The sequence below is a fragment of the Ruegeria sp. HKCCD7181 genome (assembly GCF_057221055.1).
The window spans coordinates 192,160-212,069 of sequence record NZ_JBWVBC010000004.1; the positions used below are offsets into that span (position 1 = coordinate 192,160).

The 19,910-nt window shown below is 52.2% G+C and carries 13 protein-coding genes; 4 read left to right on the plus strand and 9 right to left on the minus strand.

Going from position 1 to position 19,910, the window contains the following annotated elements:
- The first annotated feature begins 27 nt into the window (after positions 1-27).
- A complete protein-coding gene (locus AC2TCY_RS10070) occupies positions 28-2,043 on the plus strand; it encodes a hypothetical protein (protein ID WP_480847203.1) in 2,016 nt (671 codons plus the stop codon).
- A gap of 508 nt (positions 2,044-2,551) precedes the next feature.
- On the opposite strand, the gene AC2TCY_RS10075 is transcribed toward AC2TCY_RS10070, so the two are convergent.
- On the minus strand, positions 2,552-2,950 hold the full coding sequence (locus AC2TCY_RS10075) for a hypothetical protein (RefSeq protein ID WP_480847204.1): 399 nt from the start codon (positions 2,948-2,950) through the stop codon (positions 2,552-2,554).
- Positions 2,950-4,713: a DUF262 domain-containing protein gene (locus tag AC2TCY_RS10080; RefSeq protein WP_480847205.1), complete on the minus strand. Its 1,764-nt coding sequence runs from the start codon at positions 4,711-4,713 to the stop codon at positions 2,950-2,952. The genes AC2TCY_RS10075 and AC2TCY_RS10080 overlap by 1 nt, the downstream gene beginning before the upstream one ends.
- A gap of 244 nt (positions 4,714-4,957) precedes the next feature.
- Between AC2TCY_RS10080 and AC2TCY_RS10085 the strand changes: the two genes are divergently transcribed.
- The gene (locus tag AC2TCY_RS10085; protein WP_480847206.1) at positions 4,958-5,218 is read left to right on the plus strand and encodes a helix-turn-helix domain-containing protein; all 261 of its coding nucleotides are present in this window, start codon (positions 4,958-4,960) and stop codon (positions 5,216-5,218) included.
- A 718-nt stretch (positions 5,219-5,936) separates the two neighbouring features.
- Here AC2TCY_RS10085 and AC2TCY_RS10090 read toward each other — a convergent pair.
- Positions 5,937-8,045, minus strand: a complete 2,109-nt coding sequence (locus tag AC2TCY_RS10090) for an ankyrin repeat domain-containing protein (protein ID WP_480847207.1) — start codon at positions 8,043-8,045, stop codon at positions 5,937-5,939.
- Positions 8,046-8,759: 714 nt separating this feature from the next.
- Between AC2TCY_RS10090 and AC2TCY_RS10095 the strand changes: the two genes are divergently transcribed.
- Positions 8,760-9,644: an endonuclease NucS domain-containing protein gene (locus AC2TCY_RS10095; RefSeq protein ID WP_480847208.1), complete on the plus strand. Its 885-nt coding sequence runs from the start codon at positions 8,760-8,762 to the stop codon at positions 9,642-9,644.
- A 559-nt stretch (positions 9,645-10,203) separates the two neighbouring features.
- On the opposite strand, the gene AC2TCY_RS10100 is transcribed toward AC2TCY_RS10095, so the two are convergent.
- From AC2TCY_RS10100 to AC2TCY_RS10115, 4 genes are all read right to left on the minus strand, one after another.
- The gene (locus AC2TCY_RS10100) at positions 10,204-11,100 is read right to left on the minus strand and encodes an EamA family transporter (protein ID WP_480847209.1); all 897 of its coding nucleotides are present in this window, start codon (positions 11,098-11,100) and stop codon (positions 10,204-10,206) included.
- Between the two features lie 58 nt (positions 11,101-11,158).
- A complete protein-coding gene (wrbA, locus tag AC2TCY_RS10105) occupies positions 11,159-11,782 on the minus strand; it encodes an NAD(P)H:quinone oxidoreductase (protein WP_480847211.1) in 624 nt (207 codons plus the stop codon).
- A gap of 106 nt (positions 11,783-11,888) precedes the next feature.
- The gene (locus AC2TCY_RS10110; protein WP_480847212.1) at positions 11,889-12,776 is read right to left on the minus strand and encodes a LysR family transcriptional regulator; all 888 of its coding nucleotides are present in this window, start codon (positions 12,774-12,776) and stop codon (positions 11,889-11,891) included.
- A 944-nt stretch (positions 12,777-13,720) separates the two neighbouring features.
- Positions 13,721-14,122: a helix-turn-helix domain-containing protein gene (locus AC2TCY_RS10115; protein WP_480847213.1), complete on the minus strand. Its 402-nt coding sequence runs from the start codon at positions 14,120-14,122 to the stop codon at positions 13,721-13,723.
- A gap of 335 nt (positions 14,123-14,457) precedes the next feature.
- On the opposite strand from AC2TCY_RS10115, the gene AC2TCY_RS10120 reads away from it, so the two are divergent.
- Positions 14,458-15,627, plus strand: a complete 1,170-nt coding sequence (locus AC2TCY_RS10120; RefSeq protein ID WP_480847214.1) for a tyrosine-type recombinase/integrase — start codon at positions 14,458-14,460, stop codon at positions 15,625-15,627.
- Positions 15,628-16,081: 454 nt separating this feature from the next.
- Here AC2TCY_RS10120 and AC2TCY_RS10125 read toward each other — a convergent pair whose 3' ends face one another.
- Together AC2TCY_RS10125 and AC2TCY_RS10130 are read right to left on the minus strand one after the other, a co-directional pair.
- Positions 16,082-17,530: a restriction endonuclease subunit S domain-containing protein gene (locus tag AC2TCY_RS10125; protein WP_480847216.1), complete on the minus strand. Its 1,449-nt coding sequence runs from the start codon at positions 17,528-17,530 to the stop codon at positions 16,082-16,084.
- Between the two features lies 1 nt (position 17,531).
- Positions 17,532-19,331: a type I restriction-modification system subunit M gene (locus AC2TCY_RS10130; RefSeq protein ID WP_480847217.1), complete on the minus strand. Its 1,800-nt coding sequence runs from the start codon at positions 19,329-19,331 to the stop codon at positions 17,532-17,534.
- Positions 19,332-19,910 lie beyond the last annotated feature (579 nt).

Consider the following 19,910-nt stretch of genomic DNA (forward strand, 5'->3'; position numbering starts at 1 on the left):
CCGCGATATTGATAGATGAGAACTTCAATGTCCAAAGCGAACATCTTGGTCGAAAGTGCCATTCGCGAGCCGCGCGCGAAGCGCCTCGCTGCAGCATCGACCCTTTTCGAGGCCGGTGCTCTGTCGAACGAGATTTCAGAAGACAGCTTCGTTCTCCGTCTTAACGCCATCGTGGCTCGGCGCTTCCCGGATGCGGAGAAAAAAACACCGTCCGATCTCACGAATGCCATTACCACCACAGGGAGGCTGAACAGATATGCTGAACTGGTGGTGTTTGGGCGCTGGCTGCTTCTCGACGGGCATCCAGGGATGGCGAAGCAGGGCGGCAAGCAACCGAACCTGCGAGTGATCGTGAAGTGCGTCGCGGTCGCCATGTATGAACTTCGCGTCCGACCGAAACTCCGTGAGCACGAGCTCGCCCTGGCCGGACGAGAAAGCCGCACGCGGGAAATCACGAAACGCGATCTAGCCGAACGATGGCTCAAGCTGCTCGGTGAGAAGATGGAGCCCTCATTCTTCGACACCCGCCTACGGTCGATGAAGCGCATCCTATCCGCCTACCTAGAGCACATGAAGTCCGGTGCCTTTGTGGTTGGCGGCAAGCAGATCAAGAAATCGCCAGAGATTGAGAAGGTGCTGAGAGCCATTACCGGCAAAAAAACGCCTCGACCGGAAGCGAAGTTCTCCGCGATGGCGAAACCATTGACACCAGTTCCGGCAGACCTGACGCCATTCGATATCGAGCTACGTTACTCATCGCCTGCGCAGGAGGATGAATATCGCAACCTCACCGGGATCTCGTTGCCGCCATCCCACCTGCGATACGAGCCGATTACTGTGTCTTCTACATTACCGAGCGGCACGGTCCGCGCTGATCGGAAAGACAAGATCGTCTTGGTCCCGGATATGGCCGTGCGCGATACCTACAAGGTCGAGGCGCTGATCGACCGGATGGTGATATTAGTTAACACTACGACCTCGACGGCACCGAATTATCTTTACGATAAGATTTTCAAGGCGACGCGCTCAAAGGTTTTCGCACATGACTTGAGAAAGCACGTCAACAAGCAAGACTGGCGCGCCTCTATTCCGCGACTAGACTGCAAGAAACCTTTAGGTCACCATTTCGCAGTCTTGATCCAAGATCCCGACCCGGAATTGCTTTCCTCCATCCTCGACGTGATCCAAGGCACCCATGGGATCGATGGTGATGTCAATTTTCATCTGATTGAGGTCACTGTCGACTTCTATCCGCGCACTCGCGGATTGCCGGAAGAGGCAATTCTGTTCCGAGAAAAGATGGTTGGTCTGCTACAGCGCCATCATTGGGCAAAGCACAGCCTCTTTCATCGTCACGGTCTTCCTGTTCCACGTAGAGCGGATGCGAGACAGTTCTATCTGGAAACCAACAATAATGCGAAGACAGACTTTTTCTTCGCGAAGGAGAAGCAAACGACATCCGGCTCTGATCACGACCTCGACGATCCGGACGTTCGAACGCGCTTGTTGACCACCCGTCCCGGACGAGATCTTTACCTGAACTCGACAATCTGGAAGGGCGCCGAAAATTCAGCCTCCCAGGTCAGTATCCAACACAAGATCGCCAACCGCCGAAACCCTGAAAAACAAACTAAAGAAGACCTGCCAGATCAAGAACGCCGTGCACGGATTGAAGTTACGATCTCCGGAGATGACGCACTTCAAAAGGAAGGGCTAGACACCGTAATCGACCTGGCGTCTGCGTCGTTCCGGAAGTTGGCCATGCCCTTTCTTTCGTTCAAGCTCGCTGAGATTGAGCCCGTTCGACACTTACTTGACGACGCACAAATCCAGATGCGGACTCGTGGGGTCTACGGGATAGAGTTGAGGAACCGCGCACGAGCGCTCGAGGAACGTGAGGAGCGGCGGCGCGGCGGCCAGAAAATGGGCCGCAAGAATGATTTGGAAGGCCGAGGACTGGTAAGCTGGAAGGAGATGAATGACGTGGTAGGGAAAGCACTTGATGAACTTCAGCGTCGGTGGGGCGGCTTTTCCTGGAAGTAAGAGCGCGCGGAGCGAACTAGGGTCTGATGATCATACTAGGCACTTTGTTTCGAGACTGTGACTTCGACGCTTGGGCCTGTTTCCTCCGTGTGTATGAGGACAAGAAGTATGGTTGGTGAGCGATATGTAAGAGTGGTGTCTAAGAAGAGAGGTTTCCCTAGTTAATAGGGCGATGAGAATTCGCAGCCGTTGCGTTGGACGGCTTATTGCTCGGAAGTAAGCGTTTACTGAAGTTCCAGACCCTTCATGCCTCGTGCAATCAGCGCTTCGCCGCTCTTCAATCCGACAATTTGATGTCAAATGGGTGCGCTTAGGAGCTAATCGATTAACTTACCATGTCAGCGCCAAGAACTAATGTCGGCTGTGTGCTCCGCCGACAAGGGTAAGCTCAATCGAAGAGGTGCACGCAAAGGTTCAAGATGACCCCGGTTGGCGCACTGATCAACGCAGAGCGTAGAACTCTCTCGGCGCGTTTAGGGCGGAGGCACCAACTTGCGGATGACCGGTGTCAGGCCAGAATATGATCCAAGATTCGCTCCAGATCGTCCGGTGACGTGATCCGGAAGCAAATCAGATCCGCATGTTCCAGTTCGCGCATCGATTTTAAGGCCGAATGACGGCCGTAGATGGGTTTTCCGTTTGAGCCCTTGGTGCCGAAGAGCGCCGAAGCCGGAGACGATTGGAAATGTAGCCCAGGCTCTGCAATCAGATCGACCACACGATTGTGTGCGACCCATAGGTTAGCTGGTGTCTTTGGTCCTTTCTCGAACATCAATTCGGCCCTGTCGCCATCACTACATCGCAGCAAATACCGTGCGGCGAGTTTGCCCCGGTGACCAACCGGGTGCTCTATCGCTAGTGCTGCAAGGCACTCAAGGCATTTCAGCTTCAGCTCTTCCCTGTCCATCAAGAAGGTTCCGGTTCCGTCAGCGCCAGCAACCGCTGCCGGATCAACCGTTCCCTACCGCGCACGAACTCCGGCAGCATAGCCGCAGTCCAGAGGTCGGGGGTATGCTCGATAAGGTGCCGACTGCGGTAGACATCGCTACGACCCGTGATCCATGAGTCGAATGGTAGATCGCCTTTCTCGATGTTTTCCTGGCTAGGTAAAAGCTGAAGGTTTCCAATCAGGTCGACAGATCCAGTGATTTCACGGATGCGGTGTTCCGGCAGGCTCATTCCCATCAGAACGCGCCGTGCAGCTCTTGCTTTCGGAATGATGTGATCAACATGGTAGATGGTCCCGCCCCAGTCGAGATCGTCATAAAGCAGCGACAGCGCTAGGAAGGTTTTCGTTTTACTGTATTTCAACTCAAGAAGTTCTTCGACACCGCGTTCGTCCAAACGAGTCAAGCGCCCGCCGATTGCCAGGGAATGATAGAGCTGTTCCTCAGGGAAATTTCGACTGGTCAGGCTCGCGTCCTTCAATGTCGTGCGTGCTGTAGCAATGGTCCGATCAGAAGTGCCGGCGAACACCCCCATCAACAGGCTGTTGAGAAGCCATCGCTGAGCGGCACGAGCGTTCAGTCGGTCGAATTCCGAGGACCCGCGCAGTGTCACGCCGGGTGTATGAAACAGATACCACACGATCGGCAACACGGCATTCAACGACGACAGCTTTTCCGCTGTGATCCCCAGCCCATTCAAGAACCTGAAGGTGCGTTCGATCGCATCCTTGATGGATGGCCATGTTTGTTCGATCTGGGCAATGGAATGGGTTGTAAAATTGGACACATTGTATTTCACGTCGAAGCCACACAGGACGAGGCACGCTTTCAATACAAAATCCTTGGTGATCTTGTTCTCTGCGCCCAGACCGCTGTTGATGTGATCGACAAAACCGAACACCGCATCTCTGGCCGAGCCGTTCTCCCAGCGCGAGGTAATCAATGACATCATAAGGTCGGATTTGGACAGCTTGGTCCCACCATCGTTGGCTCGCACGAAGATGTCGAGCACGCGATCAACAGAAGGGCTGGCCTCTGTGTAGTAATTTATTACCTCGTCAGCCCAGATGACCTGGTGCAACCGCTGCAGGGTCGAAGTGACAAGTTCCCGTTCATAGGCAGTGACGCCGTGGTGCAGTTTCGCCAGCGTATTTTCGGTCAGCAGTGCCAGTTGTTCTTCCGATCGATAGTTCAGAATATCACCCAACCGGAACCAATGGCGGCGATAGTCGTTGCGCGGTGCTGTGGAGTGGAAGCGCAAGCCGTAGCTTACACCAAGATCCATGCCTTCTTCCTCGTAATCCTCGGCTGGATCCTGCAAGAGGTCCAAATACAGGGTCTTCTCCGTCCAGGCATCCGCACTTGTGCGTCGCTGATACTTGGCCTTCTCCGAAAAGGTGCCACGTAGAGCAATCAACAGCGACGTGATGCGTTGTTGACCATCCAGCACCAGCGTCACGTCCCGGCCGTCTGAGGACGTGGTTGGGTTGTGCATCCCCGGCTTCCAGTTCTCGATGAAGTTGTAGATCTTCAACTCTCGCTTCAGGTCGTCATTGACAGCCCAAAACATGAAGGAGCTGATCGGATAGCCTTTCATGAGAGAGTCGATCAGGGTGATCACCTGGTCCGCGCCCCATACATAGGGCCGCTGGAAAGCGGGCAGGAAAAACCGCGTATTAACATCTGTTAGAAGGTCGCCAATCGTGATGGTTGCGTAACTCATGGGGGTTCCAAAGTGATTTTCTGTGGTGCTAATTCGGTAACGCCCGCCGAAGATGGCGCGAGGGTTTCGAATTACGCGGGACTGAAGGTGGTGGGGTGGGTCATTCCGAGAACAAGCCGACGCGCGTTGATCTCTTAACTGGGTTCATCTGCTCATAATTTTCTGCGTAGTGAATTCGTTCTTTTAGAGTAACTAGAACAACTGTTCGTGGTGGCATGTCAACCCATACGGGATGGCTATCCATATGAACCGGCAGAATGAAAACCTTGTGGCAGCCTTTGCGGCCGTGCTCTCCGAGCAGCGTGAACAGGCCCGGCTCACACAGGAGCAGCTTGCCGAGCGCGCGGACGTATCTGCGAGGTTCATCTCGTTTCTGGAGACCGGGCGCCGCCAACCCTCACTTTCGGCTTTGTATGCTCTCAGTAGAGGGCTGGACATTCGAATGGAAGATCTGCTGGCTGAAGTTGAGCGTCACTACGAGGGCGTAGTTGACGGGCAGGATTAGGAGAAATTTCTCTGCGTCTTTGCTCGCTAGCGAGTCAAGACAGATAGGCACTTTTGCGTAGGGGCAACTATAGGAGGTTCCAATCGCCGGGACTTGGCCACGCCAGAACGCATCCCCTTCGTATTTAGTGGATGTTTCTAGGACTTCGTTAATACCTGTGGAGAAGAGCACAGGTTTCTTCCGTGATACTCAGCCATTCCCTGCCGTGATGTGACCACTTGAATCAGCCCAGGAGCATCGCAAAGGGCGCATACTTCTGTTCCGTCACGCCTATCAACTTACTCAAAGCAATCCAGTTCTTACCAGCCATGAAACCAAGATCATGATCCCGAGGGTGAATGTGGCTCCCAACAACATTGGCGCCAGAACAACGCGCCAAGCTGGCTGTTTGGAGCGTTCTATGGATTGAGCCAGAGATTCGCGAAGCATCGCAGATAATTCTTCGCTCGAGGGAGCATTGCATTCTTTCTTCACGTTCTCCTCCTAGAGCCCATTCGGTGTTGTTTAGAGTATTTCCAACGGGTCGGATGTGTCAATTTTATGAGGCACACGAATGCCTCCAGTAGGCAAACCCCAGCGGAGTTTAATGGCTAGATAGCTAATGGTTTTTGATCAGGTAGCCATTCAAGTGCCTAGCCAAAACGCGTTGTGTGCAGGTCTGCTTCCAATAATTTCACTAATGTGTCGCTAGTTTAAGGTGTCGACGCATTCTAGAAATCTATCTCGCATACGGGCCATTCTCACGTAGCCAAATGCGATCAAGAGCGTCAGCATTCCGGAAAAAGGAGTTGGCCAGCTCTCGATGGCCATACCCGGTGAGCAAAGTGAACGCGGTATGACCGTTGACCAAGCGATCCTGGACATCAGCTCCGTGTTCAAGCAGCAATTTGAGCAACCAAGCGTTGCCAATCTCGGCTGCATAGAGAAACGGCGTCCATCCCTCATATGGAACCTTGGCGTTAACTTCTGCCTTCGTGTGCAGAAGTGCTGTTACAATCTCTCGGTGGTTCGCCTTGTCTCCGAATTTTCCTGCGAAATACTCTTTGAAGGCAGCTTCGAGTTCAGGGTATTTCCCCGCGAATGTTTCCAAAAATTGTCCCTGAGCATCAGCGAAAGGTGAGCTGCTTGGCCTCAAGATTTCAGGTAACTGCAATGGAAATGCGCGTCGGAGCCCGGGATCATGAAAGGCCCGAGAAACCGCACTACCTTCGAGAAACAGGCTGACAGCCGAATACAACGGCGACTGCTCTTTTGTTCCTTCGATTTCCGGATCTGCGCCGGCTTCCAGCAGTGCTTTCACCCAATCCGCTTTGCCCGCGATGATCGCCTCGTGCAAGCATGATCGCCCGCCTCGGGTTCTGGTATTTATCGTGGAAGGTAAAGTCACTTTGATCAATGCTTCGAAACACGCGTCATCGCCGCCTTGTATAGCGTTTAGCAGGGCTGAGCCGGATGTCTGGTCGAGCTTGTTGGGATCGGCTCCTTCATCTAGCAGGGCCATTACCTTGCTGACATGACCGAGATTGGCAGAGACATGCAATTGAGGCGAAGGCGTTGCTCCGTAGCCCTTGACCAGGCGGTTCGGGTGATTCAAGTCCGGCTGCCATTTTACCCATTCCGGGAGAGAGACCAGGCTGCCATCGTTGGATTTTGCTGTCGGCCATTTTTCTGCTTCGACGTAAGGATGCGGAAAATCCCGCAGAAAGGGTTGCGCGGATTGTGTCGGCAGCGCATCAAGTCCAAGTGTTTTACACCATCCAATCCACCGTTTCCTTATGCGTTTCTCGCCGAGCGCGGCGGAGGTGTTGAGCAGATGATGAAGACTGACTCTTAGTTGCACACTGCTGCGAAACTTGAACCACTCGGATGCGTGCTCAAAAAGTTCTAAGGCTCGATCGAGGTTCCCCAACTGTGCTTCATGGCGTCCTTCCAGGACACCGAACCCAGCCAAGCGTTCTTCGCCGGCCAAGTCGGCCCGGATTACCTTTATACACTCAATCGCCTTTTGAGCGTCCCCGACACGTTTTGGCACGCGTGGATCGATGAGTTGTGTAAGTCTTTGAGTATTTTTTTGGACTTCATTCGAAAGCGCCCCACAGTCTGAAAACGGCCCGTGGTGCAAATCACGGATATCTTGAATGATCTTTACGGGCGTTTTCAAGAAGGGCGGACGATGAGTTGATGGAGTCACCGGAGCATACTTGCAATACTCCTGATAGGCATTCACCTGCAGAAGAGCCAAGCCGAAATCGTAATCAACCTTGGTCGTGATCTCCAGAATAGTTAAGACGTTCATCCCTTGCCCGCCCATCCAGCGGTTTATGTTTTTTTCCCAAGTGCCATCTTCCTTCGGAATTTTGGATTGAAACAGTGCGGCAACCTCGCCAAATGCGCGTCCTTTGCAGTAGGATTTCCAAACGGCTGAAATAGCCTGCTCAGGATCTCCTAAAACCTCCGTCGGATAAACGCGATACTTGCTTAGGCGGGGCCGGAGTGTTTCTGCAAACATCGCCACAGCATACTGATCGAAAACGCGTCGAATTTCTTCTGCCGGCAATGCGCCACAATCCAAAGTGGTAACAAACTTGACGTAGACCCTCAGGTAATGCTGAACTCCAAGCAGTATCTGCCCCCTGTTTGGACTCACATCCAACAGTTCCTCAAGATGCCGCGACAAAAGCTCTACCGCTGCATCGACGGACAATGGCGTATCTTGCTTTAGTCTTTGCAGCATTTTCTTCAGAGCAGCGTTGTTTTCGTGATCGACACGCGAAAAACACCTGATGATGAAGGAAACGATTTCGGAAAGCTGAGGAATGGGTGTCATTGAAAATCTTTAGTCTTAGATAGGTTGGGTTTTGTTCTTGAGCGCCTGCAACCTGGCGCACGCGTTCCTATATGCTCGCCAATCACTTGGGCTTTTTGAGATTACAAGTAAAGCTCCGTTGGATAGCAGCAATTTGCCGTGTTTTCGGCCACTTCGGAACTGAGCGCCCATCTTGACTTCATTCCGGATCAGTCGATTTATGTCTTTGTTTTGGCAGTATTTCATAGTCGTTTCCAGGTGAAAGAGGCGGAGGAGCAATAACTCGCACCGCCGCTTACACAGTTCCTACTTTTTAGCTTTGTCTGCGACCGACTGTGCTTTTGCCGCGAAGCTACTTTTGCGAACCACACCGCCTGTCTTTTTGGCCTCAGCCCTCTGAATACGGGCCGCAGCTGTTTTGGTCATTTTTGTTGGTTTCGGCATCAGTTGATCTCCATGTGAATAGTCAACATACGAGGAGATAAACCTTCGCGGGCGCAGTGGTCATCGGACAGATTGGGGACATCTAATTTTGGTTTTGGAACTAGGTCTGAGAGGCGCGTGCTCCGCCTTGGACCGACCAAAATTCTGGTCGGGAATAATGTTGGGCTCAACGGACAGAGGGCGGTTGGCCTCCCCGATCAGAATTGGATCAGACGCTCACAGTTGGGGTCGCCTAACTTTTGCCCTGCTGTCAGCCTATCGGTCGGTTGAGGAGTTTGTGGAGACGAGTCGATGAGCGAGCAGGTTTGCACCAGACGCTTTGAGGGAGATTTCGTTGTCGAGCAGGTTGCCGAAGGCTTGCTCATCCGCCAAGGCAGCGAAGGATACGTCGCTCGTAACTGGCGGCTCTGCCCAGCCGTCGAGGAATTGATAGAGACCGCCATCAGGGCGGGCTTAGGGCACATGATCCGCGAAGATCATCCACGTCGCAATGCGCGCTGGCCCAATCCGCGCGGTGTCGTCTATCTCGCCTTTTCGCCCAATGTGACTGGGCAGTGGTCACTTGCAATCGATACCTTCAATCCTCGTAGGGAGAATTACGGCTCTGCCGTCTTCAACGGCAAGTATCACGAGCAATTTCTGCAAGCAGGAATCCCCTTCGTATTTGAGGGGCGCAACAAGACCGCTGGCCACCTCGTTGTTGCGAGGGAACTTGTGTTGCCGACAATCAAGGCGCTTTCGGGGTTTGATCATACCGTGCTCGCGCTAAATCGTGTCGCACATTCCGGAGAAGGATTCACGACGGAATACATCATCCAGAGGAAGCTCTTGTCGGAATGGAAGCAGACGCCGTGGGGTGAGCACTACGACATCATCCAAGACGAATACCCGGTTGATGGAGGCCGCACGTCGAGGCGCATCGACATCCTCGCCCGACATCGTGTGACCGGGAATTGGCTGATTCTGGAGCTAAAGCGTGCCGAAGCGACGCCTGATGCTGTGCACCAGACGGCGAGCTATCTGCGGGCACTGGCACAGCGGCGTGACATTGATCACGGACAGCTAGACGGCGTGTTGATCGCCGAGCGCTTCCAAGAGGCGGTATGCAAAGTAGCCAATGATGAGGGCATCAATCTATTCCGGATCGGCTGGCCTCTGTCGCTGGAGAAAGTTTGATCCGTTGATGTCAAATCGATATTTCGAATGACATCCCAAAAAGGAGCCCGGAACTGCGGAAAACATAGCTGCTTACGAACAATGGCAAGACAAGATATCTGCGTCGCCAGGCCCATGTAATTTCCGGGCCAATGCCCTGTCCGCTGGTGAGGCCTGAGATCGATCTACTCAGGCAAGGGTCGGAGGTTCGAATCCTTTCAATCCGACCAATAAAACGAGGAGCAAATACCCGCGACATTCTTAAGCGCATCGGGGCTGTAGGACCGATAGACGTTCTCCAAGGTCTCGCGCGAGGTAGCGAAGTAGGCCGTCGCGTCTTCCAGCGTCATGCCGCGTATGAGCGCTCTCAGCGATTGGCTTGTTCGGCCATACTGCGGCCATTGCTACAGGAGGTTTGGATCGTCCGGATGCTGCGGTGCCAGAACCCATCCCTTTAATCATGCGTGGGGAAACCTAGGACTTTGATATTGTAGGGGTCTGACGAACAGGCTTGAGCGAGGCGCTCAGCCATTCCTCGCCCGCTTGCGTGATTGGGCCCATTGTTTGCGCCTCAAACCCATCAAACAGATCCAGCTGTTGCTGGTCTCCATTTTTTCAAACCCGAATTGTCCCTTCGGCTCACGCTCTGGCCGACCACAACAGAGCCAATAACTATGACTGCTCCTATGGACTGGGTGAAGCTAAGCGTTTGTCCCAAGTATACCCAGCCGAGCACGACAGCTGTAACAGGACTCATCATGCCAAGCATCGAGACTGCACTGGGGTCCAGGCGCCCGATGCCACGAAACCAAAGAGCATAGGTTGCTGCAGCACCAATCAACCCAAGCCAAATAAGGCCAGCGGCATTTGTCGCGCTGAGCGCTGGGAGAGGCGGTTCAAGGAACAGTGCGACTGGCAGCAGCATCAAACCACCGGCTGTTAATTGCCACGCTGTGAAACTCAGCGCCGAAACCGGAGGTTGCCATTTCCGGCTGAGAACGGTGCCAGCAGCCATTGACGCGGCTCCTCCCAAACCCGCTGCTATTCCGATCCAATCAAGTTGTGCTTCTGGTCCGATCAGCAGCAGAGACACACCAATTACGCCAGTCGCTGCGGCGCCGAGCGCACAAAGTCGGATTGGGGTTCCCAGCCATCCCCACGCCATCAAAATCACGATCATTGCTTGCAAAGATCCCAGGGTGGCGGCCACACCACCGGGTAACCTATACGCAGCAATGAAGAGGAGCACCCAGAACAGAGCGAAATTGAGGCTGCCTAAGACGAAGACTCGACCGAGCCATTCACGTGGTGGAACGCAGCGCGTCACTGCAAGCAACAACAAGCCAGCAGGCAGAGCTCGTAACGCAGCCAGGGTAATCGGATAGCCAGCCGGGAGCGCTTCGGTAGTTACCAGATAAGTGCTTCCCCATACCGCTGGGGCGAGTGAGGTGAGAAGAATGTCGGTTGAGCGTGACATTTTATGTCTCCCGGCTAAGGCGTTTGAGAACTTGAGTGAGACGTCAGAGGCGCGCGGGTTACGCTGCTTCCGCTTTGAGGTTTGATCCAACGAGGCACGCTGCAATCCGTGCAACATGAGTGCCCTGGAACCGCGCTCCGGCCAGGTCAAATTCGGTAGGTGTGCGGGAACCATCAGCACCGGCGATCGTTCCGGCACCATATGGTGCGCCGCCAATGATATCTTCTGATGTAGTCTGGCCAGCAAATGTGTAGGGCATTCCGGCAATCAGCATCCCAAAGTGTTGAAGAGGGACTTGCGTTGTCAGAAGAGTGGCCTCGTGCCCGCCATGTTGCGAACCTGTTGATGCAAAGACCGCTCCGACCTTACCAACCAGTGCATTCCTGGCCCAAAGCCCTCCGGCCTGGTCAAGGAAGGACTTCATTTGGCCAGCCATCATGCCAAATCGGGTCGGTGTTCCTAAAATTATTGCATCATAGTTTTCCAGATCTGTCGGCAAGGCGGCAGGTGTATCATCTACGACATAGCCAGCCTGCTGACGGACCTCTTCAGGGACGGTTTCGGGCACACGTCGAACGTCAACATCAGTGCCGGGAACACTTCTGGCGCCTTCAGCTTCGGCATCGGCCAATGTGCGGACGTGGCCATAGCTTGAATAGTAGAGAACGAGAATACGTGACATAGGATACCTCTCAGGGCTGCGACTTGTTCCCTGAGAGAATGGAATTTGTTGCGCCGCCAATTAAGGCGCGCTCTTTGACATCACTCTTTACCTGTATTGAATAATGTCAGGACCTGAGAGCCAGGCGCAGATGATCAAGAAAGGCTGTAACCTTTGCGTCCATTCCCAAGCGAGATGCTGTAACGGCGAATACTTCCGGCGCAGGCAGTTCGTGGTCAGGAAGAACTCGCACCAAGGCCCCGCTGGCTTCGGGAGCATCAGAGACGAACTCGGGCAGTGTTCCGATACCTTGCCCCGCTATTAGCAGATCCCGCAAAACGAGGCTGTTGCCGACGCGCACGCGCGGATCAAGCTCTAATGTTGTGACACCTTCGGCGGCCGAGAGTTTCCAGCTCGTCAAATGATCAGCAAGTAAAAAGCCGATGATCGCGTGGTTTTTCAGATCCGCCGGCTGAGTCGGTGCCCCGCATCGCTCCAAATAGTCTGGAGACGCAAATATTCTTTGCCGCATCACGCCGATCCGTCGGGCAACAAGTGCCGAATCCGGCATGGCAGCACGGATACGTATCGATAGATCGAACCCGCCCTCGACCATATCGATCACCTTGTCGTCCATCGAAAGAGTAAATCGCAGATCTGGATAGGTTTCCAAGAACTCTGGAAGCATCGGTGCGATAACGGTTTGGCCGAACGAACTTGACGCATTCACCCGCAGGTGCCCACGCATCGCTTTTGCACCTTCCCTGATGGTCTGTTCCGTTTTTTCGACCGCGTCGAGAATTCCAATTGCATCTTGGTAATAGAGACTGCCGGTGTCAGTCAGTGACATGGATCGGGTCGTTCTGGTGAGGAGGACGGTTCCCAGACTTTCTTCCAGAAGCTTGATTTCTCTGCTGAGAAGCGCAGGAGAAACACCAAGGTCCTCCGCCGCACGGGCAAAACTGCCGCGTTCAACGATGCGGCGAAAAGCTTGCATGACTGACAGTTTGTCCAAGTTATCACCCTTCGAAAAAGCTGCTTTTGATGTGTTACGCGATAGATCGGGTCTACGACATGCCCAAACTCACATTCTTTCAGGTCGAGCTGATCCAGTTCAATTCTGTTTGGGGAGCATCCATCACACCTGTGAACTAGAGCTCGGGAACAGTTCTCGGTTCTGAGAGCTCCTCCCTACAATCTCCCCATCACCAGCCTCCTTTTTGGACAACCAGATTTTAGGCCGGACCTAGCACTACTTTGCATATCTAGGCACAGTCAGCCTCTATAGGGTGTAGCTCACTATTCACGACTATTCCCCCACTACTAGCAATCGTCGGTTTCTTCTCTCGGGAGTAGTTCGAAATACTGCCTGGCTTTGACCTCTGTGTTTGCTCTCTATGTGGTTTTCTCTCAGGAGCGCTGTGCTCTGGCCTGAGTTACGTCCTTGTTTGTTTGTGTGTCTGGTGTCGTCTGGCCTGTGTTTCGTCTCTGTGTGCGCTTTTCTGGCCTGTGTTGGAATGCGTTGTCTTCAGAGAGCCATGTATTATTGGGTTCCGCTGGTTCAAAGGTTTACATTTTGGTCGGAAAAACCTGATTTCGGTCCGGATCTGTCAACTTAATGTAAACTTAGTGTAAACCTTTTGGCCTGATTTGAGGTGTTTTTAAGGTCGAAAGGTTTACATTCCGTCGATCCCGGGAAGGCGAATGTAAACCTTTGTCAACCTTGTGCAACCTCAGTTCAATCAGCAAGGGACCCGCCGAGGCAGGGTTCACCAGCCATTCCTCGCCGCAATCTCGAAAACCCATTCCATTTTTCTTTGTGAGGTCGATAAAGGCGCCTCAATAGCTGCACTCTCCGTAAGGTAGGCTCAGGATCACTTCCGTTGCTCACGTCACGGAGGAACCGCAACCAGGCGCGCTCATTCAATGTCAGGTCGTCATCCTGGTCATACACGGCACCTACCTCCCTAAGATGGTTTTGATCGCCGTCTCTGACCGACTGGTCAGCCGGGGGTCAGTGTTGTTGGAGGCCTTGCGAATTGCTTTCAGCCAGCCAAGTTCATTCGACGAGACAGGTTCTCCGAACACCTCGACAACTGCCTCGCCTGCAGTCAGGCCGATCGACTGCTCAATTGCGAGGCGCATAAGGTAGGCGGCGCCGCATTCTAAAGCTTTCGCCAAAGCCGGGACGCGATCCAATGCCACCTTGGAACTACCCTGCTTGATCATCGTGATCATGTTCGGGCTTACGTATCCCACCTGAGCCGCGATCTCGGCCTGGCTCTTGGTCGGTTTCAGTTCGAGCACCCGACGGTCGACATATTTCGCCATTCGAGTGTCTCCATACGGTTTAGTGGTCATCGCTATCCTCTTAGAAGTGATGCAGCACGCTCTGCATGTCTTCGTTATAGCGACGGTGAGAATGGGAATGTGTCGCAGGATTTGCTCGCAATGAAACCGCAACGTTATTGCAGCACTATCTGCCATTGAAGCGCGGTGACTGACGTCCAAAGCCCTTATTTTGTTGACTTTTCCCCTGGAAGCTCGCCTTCGGGAGGCAGGGGTCGGAGGTTCGAATCCTCTCACTCCGACCAACAAAAGCATTAAAGATCATAGTCTTGCCGCTTTTTCACAACCTCCTTGAATGAAGCTCTTCGTGCCAAAATGGCATGAAAAACCAAAAGAGTTCAGAGAACATGACACATTTGCGGCTTACAAATTACGCTTCTTCGTCCACTCATCAGCCTGATTTCCGGTTGCGCAAGCGGCCCGAAAACGAAATCTGGGAAATTGTTTGGACCGACGAAAACGGTAGCCTTAAACGAAGGTCTACTAAGACCAGAAGCGAGACAGAGGCGAAGCGGCAACTCGCGCATCTTATTTTGTCCGGAGACACCCGCCCACCTAAGCATGTTACCCTCGGCTACATTATCGACCGATACTTTCTACACATACAAAAAGAGAAATCTGAGGGCACGGTGGTGCCTATGCAATCGAAGATTGCAAGACTGAAGGAGTTTCTAGGCGACGTAGCTTGGGAAGATTTTTCTCAGGAATATGTGGACGACTACAAAGACTGGGCCCGAAACATTAAGCGTTGGGAAAGACACGATCATAAAGAGTCGAACGGGACCTTGGCTAACGGAACCATTGGGAAAGACCTAGAAACACTTCGCGCAGCTCTAAATTTCGCTCACATTCGAAAAATTGTGCCTACTGGAACGAAGATTGAGATTAAAGACCTGCCCGGTAATCGCGTTCGGACATGGCTAACTGACGATCAGTTCTACACCTGCTTAAAAAGGTGTCTCGAAGATGAACGCGAGCACCTATACGCTTTCCTAATTCTCGGCTCTGCGACTGGCGCGCGCGCAGGGGCATTGTTCGAGTTAAAGTGGTCAAGCATCTTCATGCCCGGCTTCGACATGGTCAACGGGAAACCACTACCCGGCCATGAGCCAGCCTTTGACTTAATCGCAGAGCGTGTTGTGAAGGGGGCATACATTAATTTTGGGGAAGGACACGGCAATAAAAGACGCCCCAAAATGCCAATCGGCCAAAACTGGCGCGTTGTCCAATACCTTTGTTCAAAAGATCGCGCCTCAGAGTACGTAATCACCTACCACGGGAAACCTGTTCAGAGTCTAAAGAAAGGGCTTGAAACAGTCGGGAATGAAGCTGGGTTGCCCTTCAAGCTTACTCACCACGTACTAAAGCGTACATGCATCACGTGGCTTGTTCGTGGAGGTATGTCGTACGAGACAATCGAGAAGCTAACGAACACGTCCGTCGAGACACTGAAAAAGCACTATGACCACCATCGCCCCGATTTAGAAGAAGACCTTGGTGACATACTCGCTCGTTAATGCGTGTCAGGGTCGTCGATTTCTATCCCACAATTGTTGGGCCCAATTAGAACTGCTACTCGTGGAAGCGAAGTTTCAAAATCGCGGATCCCTCGAAATCCAGAAATACGGACCTGATCTATGAGTATCTTCATTCTTCAATATTTCCTATTCCAGCGCCCTTGCACCACCGCGATACTAAAGTAACAAAATGAACGCTTGTCACCCGCAAGGCCCAAGCACCTTCCTGTGTTAGCGAGATCGCACCGTCAGCCTCCTATATGCGGCGCTCCCATCAACACACGTTCCACCGGCCCGCTGAGCTGGCTTGCCCGCAGTTCTAGCGGTTAAAGCCGAAGTCAGCTCGACCAATGCGGATTTATGCGGAACAACTTTCTTTGCGTATGATGCAAAAGTGACATTGTGCGTAACTTTAGCAGCAGGCCTTCAACAATCGGAGCCACTGATGCACCGACTATGCACGCATGGACCATCCGGGACGACCTTTTGAACGCTCTGGAACGGTCGGTTCAATTTCTCCCACAGTGGCTTGCAATCGCTGGCGTACAAGCGCCTTGCGTCGCATTTCTAGTCGAAGCTCTTCTCCCATTTTTTTTGACTCCGCGGAAAATGGTGAAGGTATTCGTACTTCAAGTAACCGTTTTCCAAGAGTGTCGATCACATCCCGGGTAAACTGCTTGGCTCGCATTTGTCTCCTGCTCAGCGGTTGGTTTAACAACGCCAACAAAACTACTGGATCGAGTCTAACTCTATCAATAGAGCGCAGACGGTGCATTCCGCCGCAAAATAGTGCGGGACCAGCCTCTTCTTCAACCAAGGCGGAAGAACCCACTAAGTATGTGCCATCGCGCACTAGTAGCACGTCCAGTGGTTCCAGACTGGCCTTCTCTGCATGCTGGTCGAACAAAGCTTGGCTTACGCAGTGCTTAGGATCATGACGCACCTCTAAGCCAGCAATATCTGAGGTGCGCAGGAATGGGATATCTCCGGTTCCATAGGCGAGTTTACCCACTTCGACACCAGTGGTCACCGATAGCAGACCACTTTCCACAAGTTCGCCTATCTCGAGCCAGCTTTCACTTTGCTTTGCCGCTGCGTCGTTGATTTCGTTCGATAGTTTTGGGTCATAGTACTTGGGAAGCAGAATCCGAGATTTGATTTGGGAAGTCTTAATAGTGAAACCCAAATTGGTTTCTGGACGCTCCCGAAGCATTCGAAAGTCAGCTCCAATGATTTTTGACACGTTCTTCGAAATTGAACTTTGTTCAGACAATAGTTCCTCAACGCTACGATCTACGGCTTCACGGGCACCTAGGTCCTTGTGGATTGGGACTAATACCTCGAGGTGTCTATTTCCGATTTTATCGATAATATCGGCTGAAAACTGCTTGGAACGGATTTGGCGCCTGCAAAACGATGTCGACAGGGCTGCCAGAAGATACCGTGGTGAGATTTTAGCGCTTTCTGAAAGCCTCAAGCGGAAAACATGATCTTGCAGAACTAGACGCTCTTCTCCGGGCAGAACCATTCCCACATTACCGATCAAGTAAGTGCCGTGTGCAACAAAAAGCAAGTCGAATGGACGTACATCTTGCTTGTCACGAAGTTCCTCGTAAACGCTTTCACATAAACCTTTTTTGAAGTCAGGCCTGATGCGCCACGCCTCCAAATCACTTGTGCGTACATAAGGAATATCACCGGTGCCGTAATTGTCTCGTCTTACCCAATGCCCCAAGCGACTGCCGGCTGATCCCTTTTCAAGAAGTTCGCCTAAGGCCACCAATTCAAACTTGCTTTCAGCTAGCTTCGCGTTTTCGACCAGCTCTGGATCATAGTATTTTGGGATCAGAATACGGGATTTCAATTCGTTCCGTTTGATTGAAAAACTCAGGTGATCAACCATTTCAGTGCCACCTCATTAACGGACCCAAATTTTCAGCGATCTTGGGAAGGTCATCTAGAAGCTCTACCGTTCCGTCCTCCGTCACCCGAGTTGTGGGTTTTCCACGGCTATCGTGACCACACCAGTCCGCGATTGCCATATGGATTTCTTTGTTCTTGGGAGGAGAGTTCTCAAGTATAACCACACAGGTCTTAGCATGTGTATAAGGCTGAAACACCTCATCCGGCAGGGAAATGAAGGCGATCAGGTTAAAGTTCTCCAACAAATATTTCTGCACATAGCCGTAGTTCGACATTCCAAACAAGCTCTCCGGGAGAACGATTCCGAGACGCCCCCCGGGTTTCAGAAGTTGTACACAACGCTCGATAAAGAGGACTTGAGGGCTTTGGTCTGTTCTAAGCGAAGTTTCTTCTTGCCAGTCTTCGCCTCTAGGCTGTCTCCACTTGTGACCCAAGCGGTATTGGGAGAGCTTTTGGCTCCCGGAAATCTTTATCTTGGAGCCAAATGGTGGGTTAGTGATGACCACATCGAACGATCCCAACTTCGTTCTATCCTGTGTCATTGGTGACCAGTTCTGAGGCTCAGCGAGGCTATCTTCACAAAAAACGCCGCCCCTTCCATCGCCAATAATCGCCATATAAGCCTTGGTCACCTTAGTGAGAAAGCTGTCTTTGTCTATTCCTCTGAAACCGCGGCTTGCGACTTCCCTTTTCCGTCTTTCCATCACGGTTTCGGACCAACCGTTCTGTGCACCTTGAGCTTCCAGCTTCCTCCAAACATGTTCGAGGGCAACTACCAAAAACCCTCCAGAACCACAGGACGGATCTATCACGGTCTCATTTGGCGCTGGATCCAAAATGTCGACCATCATTTGGACAACATTTCTGGGCGTGAAGAACTGCCCCTCCTCACCACGTACGGCTGGACCAATGAAAACCTCAAACGCATCTCCAATGGCATCCCGGGAACTCTCAGTTATCGCGAAATTTTGCAATTCGCCGACAACGTACTGCAAGCTTGTTGAATCGAGTTCAATGATCTCATGTTCTTGAAAAACATCCGGGTATTCTCCTTTAACGTGTTCAAATAGCTCAGTTACACGGGAAAAGACTCTATCCGACGGCTCATCAACAGCAGTTCTAAATCGAGGCAGGTCATCTGGCGGAGTGTTTAACTCATCAAATATCTTACAGAACAATAGCGACATAATCGCTTCTGCGAGCGATTGATCTCTAGTTATTCCTGTCGCATTCCCAGCAAGGTAGTTCCGTATCGTGCGAAAATGAGCCTTTAGGTCAGTAGGTGCCTGAAGCTCTCTGCGCCTCAACAGGCCAATATCTTCTACCGTTTGCCCGAATTTAGGGATGTTTGGGAGTACCGACCATTCCAACGTTCCATCTGTCTTGTAGCGTTTGTAAAGATACAAATGGTCATCGCCGTTGAACCAAACACCAATCCGAGCCGAGCTCATTGAGAGGTAGAGTTTTAACTGTTTTTCTCCATCGTTTCGGTTCTTTCGTTTGCATTCAACAATGATATCGACATCATCTTCCAGCTTTCGAGATGCAGAAAATACCGCAATATCAACAGGGTATGTTTTAGCCCGCTCTTCAGAAGGTCGCGCTCTAACGCGGAACTGAGGTCTAGTCTGCAGGTGACTTACAGGATATCCAAAGTCGTCAAGAAGCCTACGCGCAAATACTTGCACTGCTTCGACCTCCTCCGGTGTCGCTCGGACTTCTCGTCCCGATACAACGTCCCGAACGTACCCTTCCCGCAGCTCTTCTTCGTCGCTCGCCATGTACACTACCTCGTCCAATTTCTTGCTATTGGCGCCATCCCGCTCTCTATGTTCCGCGACGGACGCCACAACATCATATGGTCGGTGCGCACGTAGTTGAAGCAACAATTAGCGCATCTAGCAATTATCTAGTCAAACTTCGTGATGCGCTCGCAGAATGTTGGGCCACCGATCAATTTTTTCGAGGGCGCTGATCGAACTTTGGTCGACTGCCCTCACCTTGTGCCAAGATGGCACGACCGATGATATTGTTCTCAATGCGTTCGTGTAAGGTTCATGCCAGTTTGGTGCCTTGACACCCCTGTTTTACTGGATATTCCTTGTCTTCGGGAGGCAGGGGTCGGAGGTTCGAATCCTCTCACTCCGACCAATTAAATCCATAATTACAATTCGTTATGGCAAATTCAGTTGACTAGCGGAGTCACTCGTTGTCTGGGGCAGCACCGTTAGAATTCGTTGCATCTGGGAAACAACTTGCTCACCGTGACGGCTCGTATCCGTTGAGCATCCGATTTCTCAACCAATTCGATTAGGTTGACTATTAAATCTTCGCGGTAACGACGCTGGATACTCTTCATT

Bases quoted from the DNA above. Each gene is read 5' to 3' on its own strand.
- AC2TCY_RS10070 (WP_480847203.1), top strand. From the start codon at position 28: ATGTCCAAAGCGAACATCTTGGTCGAAAGTGCCATTCGCGAGCCGCGC.
- AC2TCY_RS10075 (WP_480847204.1), bottom strand. From the start codon at position 2,950: ATGGACAGGGAAGAGCTGAAGCTGAAATGCCTTGAGTGCCTTGCAGCA.
- AC2TCY_RS10080 (WP_480847205.1), bottom strand. From the start codon at position 4,713: ATGAGTTACGCAACCATCACGATTGGCGACCTTCTAACAGATGTTAAT.
- AC2TCY_RS10085 (WP_480847206.1), top strand. From the start codon at position 4,958: ATGAACCGGCAGAATGAAAACCTTGTGGCAGCCTTTGCGGCCGTGCTC.
- AC2TCY_RS10090 (WP_480847207.1), bottom strand. From the start codon at position 8,045: ATGACACCCATTCCTCAGCTTTCCGAAATCGTTTCCTTCATCATCAGG.
- AC2TCY_RS10095 (WP_480847208.1), top strand. From the start codon at position 8,760: ATGAGCGAGCAGGTTTGCACCAGACGCTTTGAGGGAGATTTCGTTGTC.
- AC2TCY_RS10100 (WP_480847209.1), bottom strand. From the start codon at position 11,100: ATGTCACGCTCAACCGACATTCTTCTCACCTCACTCGCCCCAGCGGTA.
- wrbA (WP_480847211.1), bottom strand. From the start codon at position 11,782: ATGTCACGTATTCTCGTTCTCTACTATTCAAGCTATGGCCACGTCCGC.
- AC2TCY_RS10115 (WP_480847213.1), bottom strand. From the start codon at position 14,122: ATGACCACTAAACCGTATGGAGACACTCGAATGGCGAAATATGTCGAC.
- AC2TCY_RS10120 (WP_480847214.1), top strand. From the start codon at position 14,458: ATGACACATTTGCGGCTTACAAATTACGCTTCTTCGTCCACTCATCAG.
- AC2TCY_RS10125 (WP_480847216.1), bottom strand. From the start codon at position 17,530: ATGGTTGATCACCTGAGTTTTTCAATCAAACGGAACGAATTGAAATCC.
- AC2TCY_RS10130 (WP_480847217.1), bottom strand. From the start codon at position 19,331: ATGGCGAGCGACGAAGAAGAGCTGCGGGAAGGGTACGTTCGGGACGTT.